Source organism: Hahella sp. CCB-MM4, assembly GCF_002260525.1.
Lineage (GTDB): Bacteria > Pseudomonadota > Gammaproteobacteria > Pseudomonadales > Oleiphilaceae > Hahella.
In genome coordinates, this window is sequence record NZ_MRYI01000006.1 from 172,402 (window position 1) to 193,278 (window position 20,877).

A 20,877-nucleotide genomic window follows, 5' to 3' on the forward strand; every position below is an offset into this window, starting at 1 on the left:
TCAGGTCATAGATATCTTGCCATACAAATGGATTCCGGTTTCGAACAATAATGCCCATAAGGAGATATTTCATCAAAACCATTCCGGAGATAGAAGTTCACAGCTTCTATATTGACCCGACGGGTAGAAAGCACCATTCTCGAGTATCCCAGGTGGCGGGCTTTTTCGAACAATTCTGCCATCAGCATTCGCCCAATTCCCCGTTTTCGTGAATACATTCTTTTTAGCTCACAACTTTCAACATCATGACGACGAAGAGAACCACAGCCTACAGCCGCATCCTCCTCATAGATCACAATAAAAACTCCCTTTTCGGCGATAAAGCTCTCGATATCAAATGAACTGGTACCGGTGTCGCCAGTGATAATCTTCAGCTTATCGCTAAGCTCATTCATCAATTCGATTGAATGAAAATGGGTAGGTGCAAGTTCCTTTGCCTGTATCATGCTGAAATAGGTTCCCCGTAGTTGGAAATAACAACAGCGGGTGTATTTTATGATGTACTTTCGGAATGAAGCCAGCAGACTTTAGTGTCGGGATGAACGTCCTTTATTCGATTCACTGTTAACGGAGTGTCTAACGTCCCTATCGCAATTGACACCCAATCGGGAAATTTGGAATTTCCGCTCCATTCGACAGAGCTTCCACAAGTACCACAGAATTTGCGCGTGATGCCTGATGATGACTCATAAGCGACCAGCATCTCCCTTCCTTTTAGGTATACGAGATCCTTCAGAGGTACACTGCCATAGGTTGCGAAGGCTGTACCATGCTGTTTTTGACACATGTTACAGTGACAGTTGGTGACCGCCTTGGGTGGACTTTTCAGTTCATATGACACTGAGCCACAAAGGCAACTTCCCTGATACATCACACTGTCTCCATCAATCTTTGCAGCTCACTATTTCCGGTCAACTCATTTCAATCGAGAATTTACACATACATGACATCGGATCTCATGCTGTACAGAATATACAGCACTTCCTCCTGTTCACGCTGACCCACTCCATTCTTTTCCAATGCTTTGAGAGCATCATCTAGCACGGCCATAAACTCTCCACTATCAATGTTCATTCCCTTGTGAGCGGCGAGCATATCTTTACCTTCATATACATTCGGGCCTCCAGACCCGGTGATGAAGAAAGTAGCTGCCGCATGTTTTAATGCATTCTGGTCAATATTCTCAAAACGGGTGGAAATTCTCGGGTTTTCAAGATGAATATCAACTAAATCACTAACGATTTTGGTAATACCCTCAGTGCCGCCAAGTCTCTCGTAGAGTGAGGTACTCATCGTTAACTCCTCTTAGCCCAGGTTGATCTCCACCTAAGACTAGTACAGCCAACCAGAATGAGACATTATTTCATTATTCGAAATGGCAATATCAAATCAGGCGTTAATACAAAGCGCAAATGAGCTTACAGCCAATCCCGTGCTATAGGGTTTTCCTACCTTAACTCTCCTGAGAACCCGGGCACTTCCCTGGCACATAGGATTCGGCGCGGGGATCACTGCATGCTGAACATCCACTGGGAAAATCGCGAACGCTATTGTCTTCCATATGGCCACAGACCGGTTTGTAGATCATCGTGCAGTATTGGGGCCTGGGATCCGTGCACTTTATCGTCTCAGCTACCTGTGGCACGACCCTCACCAGCAACCGTTCAACTGCCACTCTGGCTCTTTCAACTCGCTGTTTCGGAGCAAACTCATCGGAGGTAAATAATTGGGCTGTTCCTTTCCAAAGGGGTTGTCCCTGATTGGAGAGAATTGAAATGACTAGCGAGCCCATTTCCTGCGCCCCAGCCCTGGACTGAATCCCAGGGTCGGGATGATCACCGGAATGTTCTTCCGGCTCCCCCAATAGAGCCACTGCCGACAACTGATAACTCACGGCATCCGAAGAGCTGATAGAAAACCCTTTTGCAGTGAGATTTTCCTCTATGGTTTTGGCCAGTATTTCCGCCGCCTTGTCATTTTCAATGCCCACCACTTTAACAGGAGCACGCCATGCAAATCGGGTGTCTCTGGACAATGACAGGTTTTCGATTCCAGTCGTCGCTACACCAAGCAATGAATAGTCTTCTTCCTTCGGGGTACCGGCATTGGAGCCCGGTCCGACAGAACTACAGCCATATAGGGACAGGCTGACGATCAGGCAGGCGATACTTTTCAGCAAGAGTCGGGATTTGTGAGGGCGTGTCTTCGGATGCAAGTTAATTCTCCCTAAAACTATGACGATAAAACCAAGCCGTATATCTGCGGCCATCAAATCAGGCCATTAATCCTGGTTGGGATATTCTGAATCCCCTCTGCAAGTCGCAGGCAAAATGATCCATCGCCTGCGACTTGCAGGTCACAGTGTATATCCGATTCAATGCATAGGGTTATTTCGACTCGTTAATATTTTAATCCCGGCAATAGAGCCGCAAATTGGGACAGCAATGACAAAGAGCAGCTAGTTTGATGACTCATATTACCGCTGCCCTTCGTACACATCTCATCTCGATACGATCAAATTATCCAATCGCTCAAGATCATTGACCACTCTCCAGCTTCCGCCCCCCTGCTGAACTCTGTCCTTCCAGTTCTCCAGACGGTGTTGGTAATCGCGGGGGTCAATATTGTCACTGCGAAGTTTCGTGACATTGAGCGCCACCACTTCGATACCTTCCAGTTTGATGGGGAAATCACGAATATGCCCCTTAGGAAGGTCCTCTTCAAGATCAGAAAAGATCAGCACATATTTTTCACCGGCATGGGTTTCATTGACATACTCCGCCGCTTGCAGCACCCCGCCGGTAATATCCGTGTTGGCACTGCCGTGCTTCAGATCACCAATGAATGTATCGATCTTATGCTTGAACAAGCGCTTCTGGTCATTTGCCGTACTGGGCCTGATATCAAACGTCGTTTTGGCAATAATGTCTTTCTCGCTGAAGCTGCCGCTGTCGATTCTCGCAATGGCAATGGAATCGTCACTGTTGAGCGTCGCCAGCAAGTAGTTCATGATTGCCTGGGCCTTGTTCAGTTCCTGGGTATAGGTGCCGGACGTATCCAGCAGCAGGTACACCGCTTTGTTGGTCGGCCGCGGTTCCCCGCAGCCGCTGACCAACATGCCGGCAGCGATAATGGAGGCTGCCATAGCGAAACCTGATAACTTTAACCATTTCATATTCAAGTTCCTCCTGTTCTTAACCTTTGTATTTCTAAACCTTTGTATTTCTAAACCTTTGCATTTCTTAACCGTTGTATTGCTAATCCATTGAATTAATTCGTCTGTGATAAAGCATCGCTGGCCAACTCATCATCCAATACCGGAATTTTCCGTTTGCCGCCTGATTTGGCCTTTTTAATTACCGGCGTATCTTCTGCCACTTTTTCATTGGCAATAGACCGGATCTGTTCTTCATCACCTGACGCATCCGCTTGTTGCAGACGTTGAGTTACCAGACGCTCAATGCTTAGAGGAATCATGATCAGCAGGTCATAAAAGCTGATCAGGATTTTGCTCAAATGATTTACTAAACCGCCTACCATGCGGACCACAACCCGCAATGCGCGCAGACCACCAATCGCGAGTGAACCCAACACAGTCCGCAACGAGTGGATGAACGATTCCAGCGGTATGGCTATGAAAGCCAGGGCAAACGGTAGAATAAATCCCATGACCATCTGCCCTATCGAGGGAATCCAGCGGAACTGCGCTTCCACCATACCGGTAGCCCCTACACTGGCCAGGGACTGACGTAATGCTTCACGATCCAGGGCCAGCAAGTCCCGCATGTAAGCTAATGAAGCTTCAATCGTCGCCAGAATGGTCAGGATGGTGAGCGTAATGATCATCATCCGACGACGCATACGATCATCCATACTGCCAATCAACGGGAACAGATGTGTAATGCGCAGGGATTCCAACAGAAACAGCCCCATGGCGATCTCGATCAGAATGATAACCAGAGCCGCAATATCCGATGTTTTCATCGCACCGATATAGCTGGTTCCGCCGACCATTTCGGACATTGGCAATGCAATCAACTGGAAATTGATCAATCCGCCCAGAGCTGCCACCACCAGAACCAGACCGGCGATAAAAAACTGCGTCAACGCAGAGGAACCCAGCGAGCTCAATGCAGCATCGGTTCCCTGACGAATGTTTTCGTAGGTCGCGATCTGACTGTCGATGGCCTTGGTACGCTCATCAAGCCCCGTAATCTTCTCGTTGACCACTTGCAGCTTGGTATCCATCTTGCGCCAGTCCGGCTGCATGGCCGCGAGCAACGAATGCCTTTCTGCGCTGGCTTTTTTATAGGTCTTCAGGGTCTGCTCGTGGGATTCTTCCACCGCCTCCTTAATGTTCTGCAGGATCTTGTTCATCGTGGCATCACCGTTGGTCGGCAGGGCGGAAATGGTTTCCACCACTTCCCCCCACGCCGGTGGCAAAGGTGCCGTTTCTGCAGACTTCTGATAATCCGCTTCTATCTTTTCAATGGTCTCCGAGATGTCTCTGTGCAAACTCGGGTATTGGCTCAGATCACGCTCCACCAGCGAATTTACCCGGGTAAACTCTCTTTCGATGGCTTTCTCCGCCGCTTTCGCTCCTTCAGCCAAAAGGATCTCACGATTTCGCCGGGAAAGATTTTGTTCCAGTCTGCCCAGGGTAAAACTCCATATCCGCATGGTCCGGAACATGGCTCTTCCACTGGTTTCCAATACCTGATGAGCCTGCCTGCGCCCCAGATACAGCACGGTAATCAAAATAGCGAGCCAGACAGTCAATGACACTGCCGGGCTGTCCGACCAGACTCTCAATAGTTCGTTAAACATGTTACACCTCCGGTTAGTCAGGGTTTGTTGAAACGAAGTATCGGAAACCGCAGTGAAAAATCGGTGAGAAAAAACGCGCGAAGTTTCACCCTCGGGTCTCTGACGCAGGCGAGCGATGAAAACTGTGATAAAGTTCAAAAACCGGGTTCGAAAAAGCAGCCAAATGAGGCTCAATCCCGACAAGCCCGCAGGGGTATTGCTAAACTGAAATGATGTGTCCGGGCAGTTCACTCTCATTCGATGAAGCTCCAGCGACACTAAAAATTAACGTTGAGAACGCAGTACGACAGACAACCTATGGCGACGCTACTTTGGGTAGAAGATCAATCCCACTGGATCGACAAATTTAAACCTATTCTGGAAAAGGCCGACTTTGGTGATGGGTCCTCAGATAATGATGTTCAGGTGTTTAAATTTGCCGAAGCCGCCTGTCAGCACATTCACCTTGCCAAGCAGGCCCCGGATATCGCCATTCTGGATGCCAACATGCGGGGCAATGACCATGCTGGTTTTGCCGTGTCCCGCGCACTTCACAAGAAATGGCCTGAGCTTCCTGTCATCTATTTATCCGAACACAGTGGAACCGGCATAGAAGAACAAGCCTTTGAACAATCCATTGCCCAGGACTTTATTGCCAAGCATCAAAGTAATATCGAAGCGGTTCTTTGCTGGCGCATAAAGGCCGTGCTACGCCAGCGAACAGTCAAGGCTGACAACAGCCGAGAAGCTTCCGGTGAAATATTGAGAAAAGGTCCCCTATCCATCGACCTGGTCACCTGGAACGTATACTGGCATGGGCAAAAACTAATGAATCCCGCCAATCCGCAACGCCCCCTGGCACCAACCCCACGAAAAATATTGAGGGCTCTGGTGGAATCCTCTCCGCGGCCGGTGACCACTTTGCAAATGGCGGAACACCTGGATTCGGATAACTTTACCTATGCCAATTACCGCCAGCATATCAAAACGCTTCGGCATTCCTTTGAGCAGGCGAGTATCAGTGCCGGGCAGACCGGCTTTATCGACCAATGCAAAGCCGGAAAAGGGATCGCCACCTTCGGTGACGAAGGTGCCTATTGCTGGATTCCACTATAAGAACGGTCCCTCGCAGAGAACCAAGTAAATGAAAGATTATCAAGAGCCGACAGAAGTCAAAGATGGCGATCAGGATCATCTGAAAAAGCTTAACAAGCTCAAAACCACTCAGGGTTATCCATGGTTGACCGGCCTGCTATCACTGATTGTGGTCGGTTACTTCCTGATTCTTCACCAACCCTATCTGGTGAGTTTCTACCATTTTCCAGAGCTGGTACAGGAACTGGAATTCCAGGCTGCTGTCGCAGGAATCTTTTTCTTCGTGGTTTTTTGGGACGTGCGCCGTTTCTACCGGCACCGCCAACGTATTGAACAGCACGTACTCCAGCTGAGAACCGAGATCAATGATATCTGGCAGAGTAAAAAATCTTTGCAGGCCCGCGCACATATCTACTCCGGCCATGCCGATAAACTGAAGCTGTTTATCAGCGACAAACTACTTGAATACATCGAGTACGATGAGAAGTTTCTGCATTTCAAAAGCATTGCGGCAGAGGTGCGTCATAACGGAGTCATCAGCTACGACAAAGTAAAAACCGCGCTGTACAGGGCAACAGAGGATTTCAAACAAAACGCCGAATTGGACCAGACGGGGACCGGTTCAAATCCTTATAGGGAAGCCCTGGATGCCATGAAGTATTTATGGGATCTGTTGGATCTCTCCACCACAGACAACATTGCCCTGCATATCGGCAACCACCTGATTGAATGTGAAGAACACTATTACCAACAGATCCTTAACAAAGAGAGTGCCGAAAATAACCCGCTTAAACCCGATTTCTCGCCACGTTCCGCGTTGATTAAAACCATTGTTCCACTGATGGAGTCGAATGAAGTAGAGGATCTTTATGGTCAGGTAAAAGAAAGCCTTGGCGATCAATCGAAAGAGAGCCCTGGTGACGCTCACCCTCCAGTTGAATACAGCGGTCACCAGTTCCGTCTGCAATTGGACGCCTCCCCTGCTCTGTTGGGCAATGAAAATCATCTGATCCTGATGTTGGAGAACCTGCTCAAGAATGCGCAGTTCTTTGCCAACAAAGCCGCTTTTAAACAGAAGACCGATCGCATAGTTGTTCAGCTGCATTCAAACAGCGGTTATGTGCATTTCAGCATCTATAACCGCGGCCCGCATATTGATGACGCCGACAGGGAACAGATTTTCCAGTTGGGTTATTCCACCCGTCGGGTTAAAGAGCACCATGGCAAAGGACTGGGACTCTTCTTCGTCAATGAAATTGTGAAGGGTTACCAGGGGCGTATCCAGATCGAAAATGTCCAGAACCAGGAGAACACCTATTCAGTCCGTGTCGCCCTCAAAAACGGCGATGTTGTTACTAAAGTGGTGAAAACGTCTCTCAATGAAGGGCGCCCGTTTATACACGAATCCGGTAGTGAGGAATATCCAAGGCATCAGCAATGGGAATTCTCCAGCCCCGTCGAATCCATAGAAGTATCCTCCACAGCTCAATCAAAAACCCAGGTGTTCAGCGACTTGGATGCCAAACAGGTATCCAATATTCTCGACCCAGGCGAAACCCGGGTTCCGCAATGGTCTATCGAGGTCAAACCCAAACGGGGAGCTCACCGGGTCCAGTTCAGCGCACTGGATATCGCCGGAGTTAAATTCCATATCAAACTTCCCACTGCCGACTCTCGACTCAGTGGGGAAGACCTTCCTCTTGAGGACAATCTGACGGATGAAATGGCACGATTGAATGAGCAGTTCCAGGAGTTTGATGAGTATTAAGATGAGTATAAATTAGTTACGACTGACTCTCGGCTTACAAAGCCTCTGCCCAAAACGCCAAACTATCACGCCATCCGACACAGTTCCCTGACCCAGTTCGCCGATTATATGCTGCGTTATATAGAACATTGTATTTCTTTTATCGACCACTCAAAACACGACCCTCTATCACACTAAATATGACTATCTATTCCTAATTGACTGTCTCTGACCACTTGACCTATACCATTCGTCCAGACGTAAAAATCTGTCTTACATCCCCCGATGCAAGTGTGATTTAATACATGTCTATAACCCTCCAAATAGGTATGGACAAATCTTCCTGACGGTTCAGTTAACCGGCACGAAGGTTCAATTAATTACGTCAATGGAGTTACACAAATGGGGGCCTCTATATTTCAGGCAGGAATCTATACACAGGATTCCCGCTCGATTCGTATCGACACGCCGCTAGGGAAAGATGCTTTACTGCTGCGCCATTTCAGTGGGCAGGAAGGATATTCACAACTATTCCACTACGAAGTTGATTTATTATCACCTAAGGGTGATATCAAGCCCGAGGATATTGTCGGTGAATATGTCAATGTGACAGTGGAAGCAACCACTGAGTCACCACGTTTGTTCAGCGGTTATATTAACTACTTTGAATATACCGGTTTGGAAAAACGCGGACTCTATGGGTACAAGGCAACACTGGTGCCATGGCTATGGTTTCTGAGCAAAAGGACCAACTGCCGCGTATTCCAGAACCAGACCGTCCCTCAGATTCTGACTGCCGTTTTCGACGAGCTGGGTTTCACAGATTACAATTTCAGCGGCTTGAGCAGCAAGCACCCGCCACTGGAATACTGTGTGCAGTACAGAGAGTCAGACCTGGACTTTGTGCTTCGATTGCTGGAACAGGAAGGTATTTATTTTCATTTTGAGCAGGCAGATGACAAACATACGCTGATGTTGTCAGACGACAAGTCCTCTTATGCCCCGCTGGCGCCCAATACCATCCTGCACAGCTCAGGAACTCGGGAGGGTCGCCATATTCTTCAGTGGCGACACAGCTTTCAGTATTACTCCGGAAAATGGAGCCTGAACGACTTCAACTTTGAAAAGTTCGGTCAGTCATTGGAGTCCGGGCTCCCTTCGGTGAGGTCTTTCAAGAATAATCAAAACTACGAGAGGTACGATTATCCGGGCTCATATGAAAGCATTGAGCGTGGCCGGGAATTGACCAAACTTCGTATGGAGCAGGAGGAAAGTGGGTTTGCCAAAGCCGGTGGCAAGAGCAATGTCACAACCTTCGGCATTGGACGTAAATTCACTCTGCTCTCAGATGAATGTGCCGCAGACAGCAAGAAAAAGTTCGTGATCACCGGCTTGTATCATCAGGCATCCGAAAGCAGCTACCTCGACAACGGGGAAGACGAGAACAAGGACGATGACCTATATTTCAACCAGTTTGAATGCATCCCCGAGGACGTCAATTTTCGCGCTCCACTACACACTCCCAAACCAAGAATAGATGGCGTCCAGACCGCCATTGTCTGCGGCAAGCTGGGGGATGAGATATACACCGATGAGTATGGTCGAATTAAGATCCAGTTCCACTGGGACCGTTACGGTGAAAAGGATGAGAACAGTTCCTGCTGGGTACGTGTTGCTACAACATCGGCAGGAAAGAAATGGGGATCAGTCAGCTTACCCCGTGTAGGCCAGGAAGTTGTCGTGACCTTTCTGGAAGGCGACCCGGATCGTCCCTTGGTCATTGGCAGTGTCTACAACATATCCAATATGCCGCCGTTTTCACTTCCGGGAGACAAAACGAAGTCGGGTTATAAGTCCCGGTCCAGCAAGAGTGGTCAGGCTTCCAACTACAACGAAATCGTCTTTGATGACAAAAAGGGTGAAGAGTCCCTCAGTATTCATGCCGAGAAAGACTTCAATATGAATGTGAAGAATAATCTCGGCGCGAGCACTAAAGGTAATGCATCAACAAGTGTGGTGGGTAATTCCTCCGATTCTGTCGATGGGAACAGCTCGCTGACGGTTGGCGGGGACCATTCTGTCAGTGTCACCGGCAAACAGAACATTACCGTGTCCGGTACCCAGACCCAGGCTGTTACCGGGAAACAAACCCTGAATGTCAGCGCTGATCAGGAAGAATCAATCTCCGGAAATATCACCCAGAGTGCGACTAACCATACTGTCAGTCTTTCTGCTGACCACACTCTGAATGCCACCAATCAGAAGATCTCCCTGGGCTCTGCACAGGAGGTATCGGCATCAAGTCAGAAATTCACTATAAGTGGGTTGCAGAACGTCCAGGCCGATGCCCAGACAGTGAACGTTACTGGTAAAACCTCCACAACCGCTACAGATATTGCATTATCCGCTGGAAGTAAAATTTCTCTTGCTGTTGGCGGCACCAGCATTCAGATCGACGGCGGAGGGGTCACCATTACTCTCGGTGCCAGCTCAGTAAAAGTTGATGCTACCGGAGTCTCAGTATCAGGCCCCATGATCAAACTGAATTGATTACAGGTCTTTAAAGCATGTTACCTAAAAACCCTATCGAAAAAGAGCTGCAAAAGCTGGATGCACAGTGGGAAGAGTTCGTTGAAAGCGAGCTCCCCATACTGCGTTGGAAGGTGTCTCCTGACGCCAACCAACTGGTGTATGCCTATATAAAACTCCGGGAGCAGTTTGAAGACTCCCCGGATGACTTTTTCATATCACTACATTCCGACTTTTCTTCGCTTGAACAGTTTGGCTATGACCTGTCGATAGAACTGGACCGGGAGATTACAACAGGCATTGAAGCCAGTATGGAGGATGAGGAAAAAAATGAGACTGAGGACGAATCAAATCAGATGCTTCAGTGGGAAAAACCTGATCTCAATACAGCTCTTAGCGGACATGATGCCCTATTTAAATGCTGCAATGCCGTTTTAACCGCCTTTAATGACTACTTCACTAACCTGGTTATCGTCATCTGGCCACATCAGATCAGTAGCCTCGCCCAGTATCAGAAGTGGCTTGAACAAGCCTGCAAAATCCATCGCGATTACCCTGTTTGGGGGAACAATCTCAAATGGATCATTCTTGATAACGAGCAACAGCCGGGATTCAACCGGCTCGCCCAGGATTACCCCGAGCAGATACTCAGCCAGACACCACCTCTCAATCTGCAGGGAGCCATTAATCAAGTATTGGAAGAAGCCGATGACGGTTCGGATGGGGCCGGATTCCGTCAATTTCTGGTCGATATGAACTATGCCGTCCAGAACAACGACTTGAATGAGCTGGAGAAAAAGTCAGAGGCCGCTCTTGGTATTGCGGAAAAAAATCAATGGAGTGACATGCAGGTTACCGTCCTCCTGCTGCGGGCCTCAGGCTACCTCAACGCCAAACGACTGGACAATGCACTTCAGGACTATCAGGACGCACAGGCCGTTGCCGCTACCGGTGTAAAAAGCAACAAGCCAGGATGTGACAAGCTGCTGTTCCAGGCACATATCAGTGAAGGCAGCGCTCTTCTGGCAGACAAGCGATATGACGAAGCAGCAGAAGCCTTCAGGCAAAGCGCTGATATTGCGGAAGAACAGGGAGATGCCATGATGAGCATGGAAAGCCGGCGCTTACAAAGCTATTGCTTTGAGCAGCTGAAAAATAAAAACCGAGCCTGGGCAAGTGCATTACTCGGATTGAACGTCGCACGAACCATTCCTGCGGATCAGCGGCAATATTCCACTCTTCCTTACCTGGGAGAGGCACTGGTACGTGTCGCCCCCGACCGCGAAGAAAAGAGCCATGTGCATCAGGCCATGACAGATCTGTTAGGTGATGCCTGGCAGAAGCCTGCCCGCAAGCCGGTGAGTGCCTGATATGTTGGCGGCAAAGCATTTTGACCCGGTACTCGGGATAGATATACATCTGGTTATCCCGCCAACAGGTACTCCCCTGCCCATTCCCCATCCACACATTGGTATCGTATTCGATGTCATGGATTACCTGCCTATTTTTGGCGGCACCATCAAGGTAAACGGTGTCCCCAGGGCCACTGCGGGCACAGCTGGGAAGCCCATTCCTCATATTCCCATGGGCGGTCCGTTTTCAATGCCTCCGGGAAATGAGGATGAAATATTCATGGGCAGTACCACGGTGGTGGCCGATGGCGCCCCCTTCACCTTCACCGCCCTTCCGGTCTTGAGTTGCCAAAGTGTGGGAATGATGGCACCGATTCGGGCCAAGAAGCCGAAAAAATCGTACGGCATGGTACTCCCCACTACGACGGTACTCCCCATCCCGGTAGGCAATCCAGTGATGGTCGGCGGACCGCCCACCGTCGACGTGATGGGCATGGCCATGACAGCCGGAATGGCCGGCCTCGGTGCAGCGTTCAAGAAAATGCGCAAGATGCAGAAAGGCAGCAAGCGCGTGAAGAAGGTCTCCGATGCCATTCATAAGAAAGCAGACAAGATGATGGATAAGATGGGAGTACCGCCCAGCGCCCGTCACAAAGTCCATAAATCCGTCTGTGCGGTGACCGGTCACCCGGTGGATGTTGCATCGGGCAAAGTATTCACCGACTGGATTGATTTCGAACTTCCCGGCCCGATTCCGCTTTCCTGGGAGCGTACCTGGTACAGTACATCCACTTACCAGGGACCACTTGGACACGGTTGGCACCATAATTACGATTGGAGGATGGCCGAGGAAGGCCGCACTATCGCTGTCATCATGCCAGACGGCCGTGGTATCGCGTTTCCGGTTTTAAATGAAGGCGAAGAAAGCTTTGACCGACGGGAGCGGATGACCCTTTTTAAGGACAGCCGGGGGTATGGATTAAGGCAAATTAACGGCAATTTGCTCCGGTTTACCGAGGATAAAAATCTCCCTACGGCATATGACGCTGAAACAAACCAGGGAACAAGGATATACAAGCTCGCAGCCATTACCGATTCTACCGGTGAGGCCAGAATTTCCTTTTATTACAACTTATCAGGCCATCTGGACCAGATCATTGACAGCGGCGGCCGACATATTCAACTGGAAAATGACACAGAAGGTAGAGTTCGAAAAATTTACCTTCCTCACCCAGATCCGGATAAAGGTAATGAATACTATTGTGCAGTTAAATACGATTACCGTGAGGACGACCTTATATCCATGCAAGATGCCATGGGTAGCACCATGGCATACAAATACAAAAATCACTTGCTCTACCAGGAAACCAACTTCAACGGACTGAATTTCTATTTCAAATATGACGATATAAATCACCATGCCCGCTGCATACATACTTGGGGGGACGATGGCATTTATAACCGCCGACTCACATATAACGTTGAGGAAAATATTACTGTTGTCGAGGATTCCCTTGGCCATCAGACCACCTACTACCACAACGGTGTTTTGCCTTATAAAGTGATTAACGCATTAAAAGCTGAAGTATTAATCAAATACAATCAATACTTCCAGATTGAATGTGAGACGGATGCAGAGGGTTATCAAACCCGCATCGAATATGACAATCGCGGTAACACCACAAAAGTTGTAAATCCAGACGGCACAAAATTAGAGATTGAATATAACCAGGAGGATGCCCCTGTACGAACAAAAGACGCCATGGGGCACGTCTGGCTTTGGCAATACGATAAATGCCGGCGGCTATTGTCGAAAATGGACCCCCTTGATAGAACCACCAGTTTCACCTACAGCGGCTTCAAAGTTACTTCCCTTAAAGATCCGACAGGAAAAACAACTTTATTGTCCTACGACTCTGACAATAACCCTGAACGAATTACTGCTCCAGACGGTACAACCCAACAGTGGAAGTTTGACAAACACGGCCGTGTTATTTTGGATCTCGACGCGAAAGGAAATCAACGCCGACTTCAGTATGATCTCCTTGGTAGAGTAATTCAGATTACTGAGCCGGATAATACGATCAAAACCTACGAATATGATCCCGAAGGTAACGTCACCAAGGCGACAGATAACCAGCGTACCATCACTTTCAAATATCAGGGAATGGGTAGGATGGTTTCTCGCACTCAAGCAGGTACAACGGTTAATTTTGAATACAACAAAGAAGAACAGCTCACTGGAATCATTAACGAATACGGCTATGTCTATAAATTCGAACTGGACCCCACAGGTGAAATTCTAGCTGAGTCAGGGTTCGACGGCCTTCTTCGACATTATCAGCGTGATAAGTGTGGTTTTATCAAAAGACAGCAACGACCTGGCAATCGATTCTCTAACTTTGATTACGACGCTATGGGGCGTATTACCCGGATTTCACACAGTGACGGTAGTGAGCAACAGTATCATTATCGTCCCGATGGTGCCTTGATAAAGGCTATTAACAACAGTGCCATAATTGAGTTCGAACGCGATGCATTGGGCCAAATAATCAGAGAAAAGTGCAATAACCAGTGGGTTTCCTCAGAATATGATCCAAATGGAATGCGGATCCATATGCATTCATCTCTTGGTGCCGAGCAATTTATTCAGCGTGATGTAATGGGAGGCGTTATCGGTGTCAAATCTGGGGATCAACAACTTGAAACTTTGTTTACACGCGACGAACTTGGACAGGAGCTAGAGCGACACTTACCTGGAGGCATTAAAAACCGCTGGACAAGAGACAAAGTTGGGCGTCCTATCAGCCAACATTTATACATAGGAGACACACTACACGCCACCAACCAATATTTCTGGAGCGAAAACAATCGTATAGAAAAAGTATACGATTCTCTGCACGGAGTAACCATTTACAATTATGATTCCTTAGGTACCTTGGTTTCAGCACGGTATGGCAATGGGGTATCTGATCTCCGTGTGCCAGATTCCATTGGCAGTCTTTTTCAAACCTATAGTTTTCATGATCGAGAATATGGCCCTGCAGGCCAGTTACTATCCATTAAAAAACACAACGGTGTAGTGCACTTTGACTATGATGTTGAAGGAAATCTAATAACAAAAACAGAACCTGGTCAAAAGATCTGGCAATATGACTGGAGTGACTCCGGTGTTCTCAAAAAAGTTACTCGTCCTGACGGCCTTGAAGTTCTGTTCGAATACGATGCCTTTGGAAGGCGGCTGAAAAAGACCTTTAATGGGTTAATAACCCAGTGGATATGGGACGGTAACAACCCACTGCATGAATGGGTTAAATCAGAAGAAGGGAGCACAGCTCCTCCTTCGTCCGGCATATCCCGTCCGGCAGATATATATTTTGATGATGAACATTCAATACCCCAAATAACGCCACATAGAACCTCTTCATTAAACGAATCGGAAGCTATAGAACACCCCATCACCTGGTATTTTGAGCCAGAGACCTTTAGGCCTCTAGCTAAACAAGTTGGTGACAGTTACTTTTCAATCATACCCGACCATCAAGGTACACCAACGGCCATGTTTAGCCAGACCGGAGAAAAAGTTTGGTCAGCAAGTATCAGTGTCTGGGGAAAACTTCGGAATATCGTAGGTAACAGATTCGCCTGCCCATTTCGCTGGCAAGGACAATATGAAGACAAAGAAACCGGACTGTACTATAACCGATATCGATACTATGACCCCGATGCTGGTCAATATATACGACAAGACCCGCTCGGCCTGAGAGGAGGCCTGAACGCACACTCTTATGTCAAGGATCCAATATCAGAGGTTGATCCATTTGGTTTGAGTGCCAATCTTTTTGATCTGAAAATTGGCCAAATTCACCCACAAACCCAAAATGAAATCCTTGCAGTAGTCGAGGAAGGAAGTAAGGCAGACTTTATTGTAGAAGGAACCAAACCTTCCCAAAAAGGTAGATTGGTTAAAAAAATGTACTACGAAAACCCCGGCCATCATGATGTGAATGGAGGGAGAGAACGTTATAACCCAAATAAGAGCGTGCTACCTGAAAATCATATAGAGCTTTTTGAAAAGAGCGTACAACATGGCGGCGCTAGATACGCTATGGACGAGAATGGTAACATCCACCAATTTCAAGATTCGGTAAACAACACATATCATTGGGCAGGTCAAGAAGGGGGGAGAACTGCAAAAGGAAAAGTAGTGCCTCTTAGGGTTCCGCCAGGTGTCCGGGAAAAATGTCAGGGTTGACGTAGTACAAAAGTTGCGTCGGAGAGTGATAAGGATAGAAATGAAAATCATTGGTAATAAAGAAGCAGTAGCACTGGGTATTGGAAACTTTTGGGAGGGGTCCAAGCAACAACAGGAAATTCAAACCTGGCTGGACAATAGACACTTAACAGAGTTTGATAGTATTGTTTATCTACCAACCTTTTACACTCATCTTGAGCGCGAAATCCAAAAGTTAAAAGGCAACTCCTTTTACCAAAAAGATTTTGTCGGCACTAATGATGATCGTATATTCGAGATATTTGACCTCGCTGATAACGACTTTCACAAAGTGCTATGTTATGACATCACCACATGCTCAGCCAGTTGCTATTTCTATAACAACGGAACCGAAGACAGAATTGTTTATTCGTTCTGGGATCCAAGGCACGAGCCACAATCTGAAATTGGAAAAGTATACGGATTAACCATCGATAAACCCTACTTAATCGAAGTACTGAGTAACACTTTAAGTGAACTGTCTACGGACTGGACGTAATCGAGGAAAATTTCACAGTAGTTATATCGCAAGACATTCTGACAAGAAGAACATCGAAATCTTTCTATTGAAGAGGTCCGTTGTTCTCTCGGAATGACATATCTAGTTACAGCCGTACTTTTTTGCATATGGGACACCTTCTTTTCAGAGTTTTCATCTTCCTCTCTTGGGATAAGCATTGCTAAGATCAGAATAGATTTGAAACGGGTCAGGATTTATCATCTATCGGCACAAGGGCGGACACACAGGTCCGCCCCTACAGGAAATCTTTCCCTACCTATCACTCAATCTCATCCCACTTCCTGGTGATAATCCCCTGCCTCCTTCCAATCGGATCTTGATCGCCAGATTATTCCGCGAGTCGGCATTATCCAGTGCAACTTCATTGGTAATTTTGCCCTGGTGAATAAGGTCAAGTAATGACTGGTCAAAGGACTGCATGCCCTGATCCGTACTCTTTTCCATCGCTTCGTGGATGTTGTCGATATCGCCTTTTCCGATCAGGTCTTTGACATAGGGGCTTGCCAGGAGCACTTCGACAGCAGGTATTCTTTTATTATCTGTTCCCACTAACAACCGTTGCGAGATGATCGCCCTCAGATGCAGAGACAAATCCATAAACAGCTCGGCATGGGCGGCTTCAGGAAAGAAGTTAACGATGCGCCTTAGTGCTTTGTCCGCGTTACTGGCATGCAGCGTGGAAAGGCACAGATGTCCGGTTTCCGCATAGGTAATGGCCTGCTGCATGGTTTCCCGGTCACGGATCTCACCCAGCATGATGACGTCCGGAGACTCCCGCATAGCGCGGCGCAAAGCGCTGTTGAACGAATGGGTATCCACGCCGACTTCCCGTTGATTCACCATGGATCGGTGGTGATGGTGAAGATATTCAATGGGGTCTTCGATCGTCAGGATATGTCCGGTTTTATGTTGGTTCCGGTATTCGATCATGGAAGCCAGGGTTGTGGATTTTCCCGACCCGGTGGTTCCCACTACCAGCACCAAGCCTCGGGGTTCCATCACCAGATCATTTAACAGCAGGGGAAGATTAAGACTTTCAATGGTGGGTATTTCCGAGGTGATATAACGGATGACCAATGCCACCTCATTCCGCTGCAGAAATACATTGAGGCGAAACCGTCCCAATTGTTCAACGGTAATGGCCAGATCGAGTTCCAGTTCTTTTTCAAACTCAGCTCGCTGGTGGTCATTCATCACTGAATAGGCCAGCTTTTTGGTGGCACCAGGGTTCATAACATGTTGAGTAATATGGGAAGTGACGCCCTCCACTTTCATCGACACCGGCGCGCCTGTTGAGAAATACAGGTCCGAGGCACGCTTTTCCACCATGTTCTTCAAATAGGGTAAGAGTTCCACAAGTCGCCCCCATGAATGCCGGCTGATCCAGAGTTTTATTAAGTGTAGTTTTCTATACCTGATTTACCCAGGTCACACTCATCTTTCAGGCTTCATCAGATATAACGACTTAAAGCCCCACACCAAGCTTCTTCAACAGGTTAAACGCGGTCTTCGCATGATTGGCCACTTTGGCAATTTTCTGGTTATCATCAGATGCCTGATTAACATCCTGGATCATATTGTGGAGGTCTTTCAGTTCATCATCACTAAACGCTGTACGCAATTGCGGTTTGGACATGGGAAGGGAGTTACCCACATCATCGGCAATCTGCGAGATGTCTGGTCCAAATTCATTTCTGAGATCATTCAGGCCCATCGCATCAATCCTCCATCATAAATCGGCTTTGGCTAGTGAGTTGGTAATAAATGAACCTATTACAGGCGGGATCGGAATCAGACTGCCAACTTCTTTCAAAGCCGATTTCTGCAGGCTGGAAACGGCACTCGCACTGGCAAGCAGGCCAGTGATACTGTCATTGGCTTCCACAGTATTCTTCACATTCGAGGCAATGATGCCTCTCATGCTGTCAGCTTCATCCTTGATCTTTTTCCTGACGTCTGACCGGATGAGAACCGCCAGACCAGCAATGTCTTCCTGTTGCTGGTACGTCAACTGAGCACCTTGCGCCACCCCCTTCCTGGTTCTGTAGGTTGAATCCGCCTTGGCGTATATTTTCGCCCATCGCTCATCAAGCATGTTATAGGCTGATTCCTCCCAGGCATCGACCATGGCGATCCCGTTACCTCCAATCGTCGAAATCCCATTAGAGACCTGTTTGTTAACATCAATGGCGGCTTGGGGAACGCTGACACAGCCGGCATTCCCCCCTACCAAAGCAGAAACAAACACGATAGCCAGAGCTTTCATCGCACAGGATCTATTCATTATTGCTTTCCTGGAGATAGCGTTTTGAACGTCGATCAGCCGAGCGAGCGGGCTGCTGGTTCTTTGATGTGAGAATCTGTTGAGGAGAAGGTTTATCTATGAAGATAAACAGAAAGAGAACAAGCACCAGGGCAAACAGGAAAGGCAGTAAAAAGTCCATAACCAGCATCCTCCCATGCTGCTGGCATTCCTGCGAACCTTGGATTGGCAAGGAGCAGGAGCCATTCCAACCGTTTGGCCAGACAGAATCCTTGGCCAGATCCGGCCCACAGAAACAGTAGGCCTCATTAGAAAAGCTAGCTCAAGTCGGGAAATTCGCAAGTGACGTACATACCGGACGCCAGGTGCGTAGCGAGCAACAACAGGCCCCGGATATTGTCATTGGCTCTAGCATCAGAGATCTGTCTCCAGCGCTATTGGCCAACTAACAGGGAATACAACCGGGGTAGTTCCTGAGGCAACTGCTCAATATTGTTTACCAGGGCATATCCTTTGTCGCCAAAAAGATAAGGCAGATACTGATTGGCTTCCCGGTCGACAGTAATGCAAAAAGGTATCAAACCCCGGCGACGTGCTTCCAGCACCGCTTCGCGGGTATCCTCCAGCCCGTAACGGCCTTCATATAAATCAACGTCATTGGGTTTGCCGTCGGTCAAAATGAGCAAAAGACGGCGAGAGGCACATTGGTCTTCCAGGACGGATACTGCCTGGCGAATTGCAGCTCCTATCCGGGTATAGAACCCCGGTTTCAAGGCCATGATCCGCCCCCTGATAGTATCCGTGTAGGGTTCTGAGAAGTTCTTGATGATATTGAATCTGACATGCTGGCGCTTGCGCGAGGAAAATCCATAAAGCGCAAACCTGTCGCCGACACTGTCCAATGCCTCAGAGAACAACAACAGCGCATCAGCGATGATGTCGATGATTCTCCGGTGATTGTCCACGTAGGCATCGGTAGACATGGATAAATCTGCCAATAACAGGCAATCCAGATCGCGCAGCCTGCCACTAAAGCTCCGATACATCGGACGCTCTATCGTATGTCCGGCCTTCTTATCCGCACAGAAATCATGCCAGCGGTCCAGTTCAATTTCTTCGCCATCTGACTGGTTACGCTGCCAATAGCGCATTGGGCGAAGCTGCTCAAACTGCGCACGAACATCCCTTACTTTACAACGCAACCTATCGGGAACCCCGCTTTGCCGGCTTCTGTGATCAAACATAGGTTGCACACAGCAATGATCTTGTATCAACTGCTGTTTGCGATAATCCCACTCAGGCAACCAGATTCCAGAACCCAGCGGGGTATCATCTTCCTGGGCAGAGGGCAGATCGAGATCTATCCTGATCCGCTTGCTACCGCCGTACTCCTGCCTGGATAAACTCAGGTGATCCAGATCCTCTGCGGTTCTTTCAGCATCATCCTCCGGACTGTCATCCGCGGTGCGATCAAGCTGAAGGTATTCAGACCAACTGAACAGATTCTCCAGGCGAAACACCAAGAGTCCCTTGTCACCTTCGTGGTCATCAACATATTCGCTTCTGGCTTTTTTTGAACTGTGTTTTAAATCGACCTTTTCCTGTTCGTCTCTTTGCCGGGAGTCGGACTCCAGACCTTGACGGCGGGGAGCTTGGCTTTCGTGTCGAAGAGAGGGGTAAAGCCAGAACGGAACGGGTAATAATCCTTCAACAGTACCGTTCGAAATCTGACACGACGCGGGGTTTCGCAAAGCCTCCCAAATTGCCTTCTCGCGATGGTGCATGGGGTCAGGCAATTGCTCAGGAGGCATTCGTAGAGAGAGGTAAGCCTCAACCATCTCTTGATAGCGGGCTGCCATTGAAGGAAAGACTCGATTCATGCGACTGATTCGAGTACAGGAATCGACGACAAAATCTTCATCCAAAGACGGTTGGGCGGCCAGCGATGCTAAGAAAATATAGAGATCGTAGTTATGCGTTCTATCAGGAAATACGGCGATTTCCTCCGGCAGAGCCAAAACCTCATCATCAAGATAAGGCAATGGGATCTTTCGTTGGCTGCCGGCAACCCGTTGCATCAACGTTTTCGGAACGGTTAATGGACGCTCTACGGCAGCCTCTATCCGGACTCCGGCAACGCCTCCCATAGCCCGGTAGATGATCCCCACTTCCTTGCGGACTTCCTCCAAAGTGACCTTGGCCTGAGGATAGCGGCTGTCAGCATAGCGGGTGGCCAGCCTATGCCAGAGGTTGCCCACCCATTCTTCTACTTCAAACATAATTCAGGCCAAT

The 20,877-nt window shown here is 48.3% G+C and carries 17 protein-coding genes; 6 read left to right on the plus strand and 11 right to left on the minus strand.

Annotation, left to right across the window (positions count from 1 at the left end; translation table 11 throughout):
• Positions 1-5: 5 nt before the first annotated feature.
• The 6 genes from BTA51_RS13375 to BTA51_RS13400 form a co-directional block, all read right to left on the minus strand.
• Positions 6-446, minus strand: a complete 441-nt coding sequence (locus BTA51_RS13375; protein WP_094707967.1) for a GNAT family N-acetyltransferase — start codon at positions 444-446, stop codon at positions 6-8.
• Positions 447-493: 47 nt separating this feature from the next.
• Positions 494-871 carry a GFA family protein gene (locus tag BTA51_RS30900; protein WP_094707968.1) on the minus strand — a complete coding sequence of 126 codons (378 nt, stop codon included), beginning with the start codon at positions 869-871 and terminating at the stop codon, positions 494-496.
• 62 nt (positions 872-933) lie between these two features.
• Complete coding sequence (locus tag BTA51_RS13385; RefSeq protein ID WP_094707969.1) at positions 934-1,293, minus strand: group 1 truncated hemoglobin; 360 nt, start codon at positions 1,291-1,293, stop codon at positions 934-936.
• 160 nt (positions 1,294-1,453) lie between these two features.
• Positions 1,454-2,215, minus strand: coding sequence for a hypothetical protein (locus tag BTA51_RS13390; protein ID WP_168188164.1), 762 nt, complete (start codon positions 2,213-2,215; stop codon positions 1,454-1,456).
• A 285-nt stretch (positions 2,216-2,500) separates the two neighbouring features.
• Complete coding sequence (locus tag BTA51_RS13395) at positions 2,501-3,175, minus strand: vWA domain-containing protein (RefSeq protein WP_094707971.1); 675 nt, start codon at positions 3,173-3,175, stop codon at positions 2,501-2,503.
• 95 nt (positions 3,176-3,270) lie between these two features.
• On the minus strand, positions 3,271-4,827 hold the full coding sequence (locus BTA51_RS13400) for a hypothetical protein (protein WP_094707972.1): 1,557 nt from the start codon (positions 4,825-4,827) through the stop codon (positions 3,271-3,273).
• Positions 4,828-5,124: 297 nt separating this feature from the next.
• On the opposite strand from BTA51_RS13400, the gene BTA51_RS13405 reads away from it, so the two are divergent.
• The 6 genes from BTA51_RS13405 (at position 5,125) to BTA51_RS13430 (ending at position 16,301) form a co-directional block, all read left to right on the plus strand.
• Positions 5,125-5,922, plus strand: coding sequence for a response regulator transcription factor (locus tag BTA51_RS13405; protein WP_094707973.1), 798 nt, complete (start codon positions 5,125-5,127; stop codon positions 5,920-5,922).
• A 28-nt stretch (positions 5,923-5,950) separates the two neighbouring features.
• Entirely contained in the window at positions 5,951-7,669 is a 1,719-nt protein-coding gene (locus BTA51_RS13410) for a sensor histidine kinase KdpD (protein WP_094707974.1), read from the plus strand.
• 381 nt (positions 7,670-8,050) lie between these two features.
• On the plus strand, positions 8,051-10,198 hold the full coding sequence (locus tag BTA51_RS13415) for a type VI secretion system Vgr family protein (protein WP_094707975.1): 2,148 nt from the start codon (positions 8,051-8,053) through the stop codon (positions 10,196-10,198).
• Between the two features lie 17 nt (positions 10,199-10,215).
• Entirely contained in the window at positions 10,216-11,547 is a 1,332-nt protein-coding gene (locus tag BTA51_RS13420) for a tetratricopeptide repeat protein (protein WP_094707976.1), read from the plus strand.
• A gap of 1 nt (position 11,548) precedes the next feature.
• Positions 11,549-15,784, plus strand: coding sequence for a DUF6531 domain-containing protein (locus tag BTA51_RS13425; RefSeq protein WP_094707977.1), 4,236 nt, complete (start codon positions 11,549-11,551; stop codon positions 15,782-15,784).
• A 40-nt stretch (positions 15,785-15,824) separates the two neighbouring features.
• A complete protein-coding gene (locus BTA51_RS13430) occupies positions 15,825-16,301 on the plus strand; it encodes a hypothetical protein (RefSeq protein WP_094707978.1) in 477 nt (158 codons plus the stop codon).
• A 273-nt stretch (positions 16,302-16,574) separates the two neighbouring features.
• On the opposite strand, the gene BTA51_RS13435 is transcribed toward BTA51_RS13430, so the two are convergent.
• The 5 genes from BTA51_RS13435 to BTA51_RS13450 all read right to left on the minus strand — a co-directional run bounded on the left by BTA51_RS13435 (position 16,575) and on the right by BTA51_RS13450 (position 20,864).
• Complete coding sequence (locus BTA51_RS13435; protein WP_094707979.1) at positions 16,575-17,678, minus strand: PilT/PilU family type 4a pilus ATPase; 1,104 nt, start codon at positions 17,676-17,678, stop codon at positions 16,575-16,577.
• A 109-nt stretch (positions 17,679-17,787) separates the two neighbouring features.
• Positions 17,788-18,036: a hypothetical protein gene (locus BTA51_RS13440; protein WP_094707980.1), complete on the minus strand. Its 249-nt coding sequence runs from the start codon at positions 18,034-18,036 to the stop codon at positions 17,788-17,790.
• Positions 18,037-18,051: 15 nt separating this feature from the next.
• The gene (locus BTA51_RS13445; protein WP_094707981.1) at positions 18,052-18,606 is read right to left on the minus strand and encodes a hypothetical protein; all 555 of its coding nucleotides are present in this window, start codon (positions 18,604-18,606) and stop codon (positions 18,052-18,054) included.
• On the minus strand, positions 18,599-18,766 hold the full coding sequence (locus BTA51_RS30180; RefSeq protein ID WP_168188165.1) for a hypothetical protein: 168 nt from the start codon (positions 18,764-18,766) through the stop codon (positions 18,599-18,601). The genes BTA51_RS13445 and BTA51_RS30180 overlap by 8 nt, the downstream gene beginning before the upstream one ends.
• Before the next feature lie 253 nt (positions 18,767-19,019).
• Positions 19,020-20,864: a nitric oxide reductase activation protein NorD gene (locus BTA51_RS13450; RefSeq protein WP_094707982.1), complete on the minus strand. Its 1,845-nt coding sequence runs from the start codon at positions 20,862-20,864 to the stop codon at positions 19,020-19,022.
• Between the last annotated feature and the right edge of the window lie 13 nt (positions 20,865-20,877).

Bases quoted from the DNA above. Each gene is read 5' to 3' on its own strand.
- BTA51_RS13375 (WP_094707967.1), bottom strand. From the start codon at position 446: ATGATACAGGCAAAGGAACTTGCACCTACCCATTTTCATTCAATCGAA.
- BTA51_RS30900 (WP_094707968.1), bottom strand. From the start codon at position 871: ATGTATCAGGGAAGTTGCCTTTGTGGCTCAGTGTCATATGAACTGAAA.
- BTA51_RS13385 (WP_094707969.1), bottom strand. From the start codon at position 1,293: ATGAGTACCTCACTCTACGAGAGACTTGGCGGCACTGAGGGTATTACC.
- BTA51_RS13395 (WP_094707971.1), bottom strand. From the start codon at position 3,175: ATGAAATGGTTAAAGTTATCAGGTTTCGCTATGGCAGCCTCCATTATC.
- BTA51_RS13400 (WP_094707972.1), bottom strand. From the start codon at position 4,827: ATGTTTAACGAACTATTGAGAGTCTGGTCGGACAGCCCGGCAGTGTCA.
- BTA51_RS13405 (WP_094707973.1), top strand. From the start codon at position 5,125: ATGGCGACGCTACTTTGGGTAGAAGATCAATCCCACTGGATCGACAAA.
- BTA51_RS13410 (WP_094707974.1), top strand. From the start codon at position 5,951: ATGAAAGATTATCAAGAGCCGACAGAAGTCAAAGATGGCGATCAGGAT.
- BTA51_RS13415 (WP_094707975.1), top strand. From the start codon at position 8,051: ATGGGGGCCTCTATATTTCAGGCAGGAATCTATACACAGGATTCCCGC.
- BTA51_RS13420 (WP_094707976.1), top strand. From the start codon at position 10,216: ATGTTACCTAAAAACCCTATCGAAAAAGAGCTGCAAAAGCTGGATGCA.
- BTA51_RS13425 (WP_094707977.1), top strand. From the start codon at position 11,549: ATGTTGGCGGCAAAGCATTTTGACCCGGTACTCGGGATAGATATACAT.
- BTA51_RS13430 (WP_094707978.1), top strand. From the start codon at position 15,825: ATGAAAATCATTGGTAATAAAGAAGCAGTAGCACTGGGTATTGGAAAC.
- BTA51_RS13440 (WP_094707980.1), bottom strand. From the start codon at position 18,036: ATGGGCCTGAATGATCTCAGAAATGAATTTGGACCAGACATCTCGCAG.
- BTA51_RS13445 (WP_094707981.1), bottom strand. From the start codon at position 18,606: ATGAATAGATCCTGTGCGATGAAAGCTCTGGCTATCGTGTTTGTTTCT.
- BTA51_RS30180 (WP_168188165.1), bottom strand. From the start codon at position 18,766: ATGGACTTTTTACTGCCTTTCCTGTTTGCCCTGGTGCTTGTTCTCTTT.
- BTA51_RS13450 (WP_094707982.1), bottom strand. From the start codon at position 20,864: ATGTTTGAAGTAGAAGAATGGGTGGGCAACCTCTGGCATAGGCTGGCC.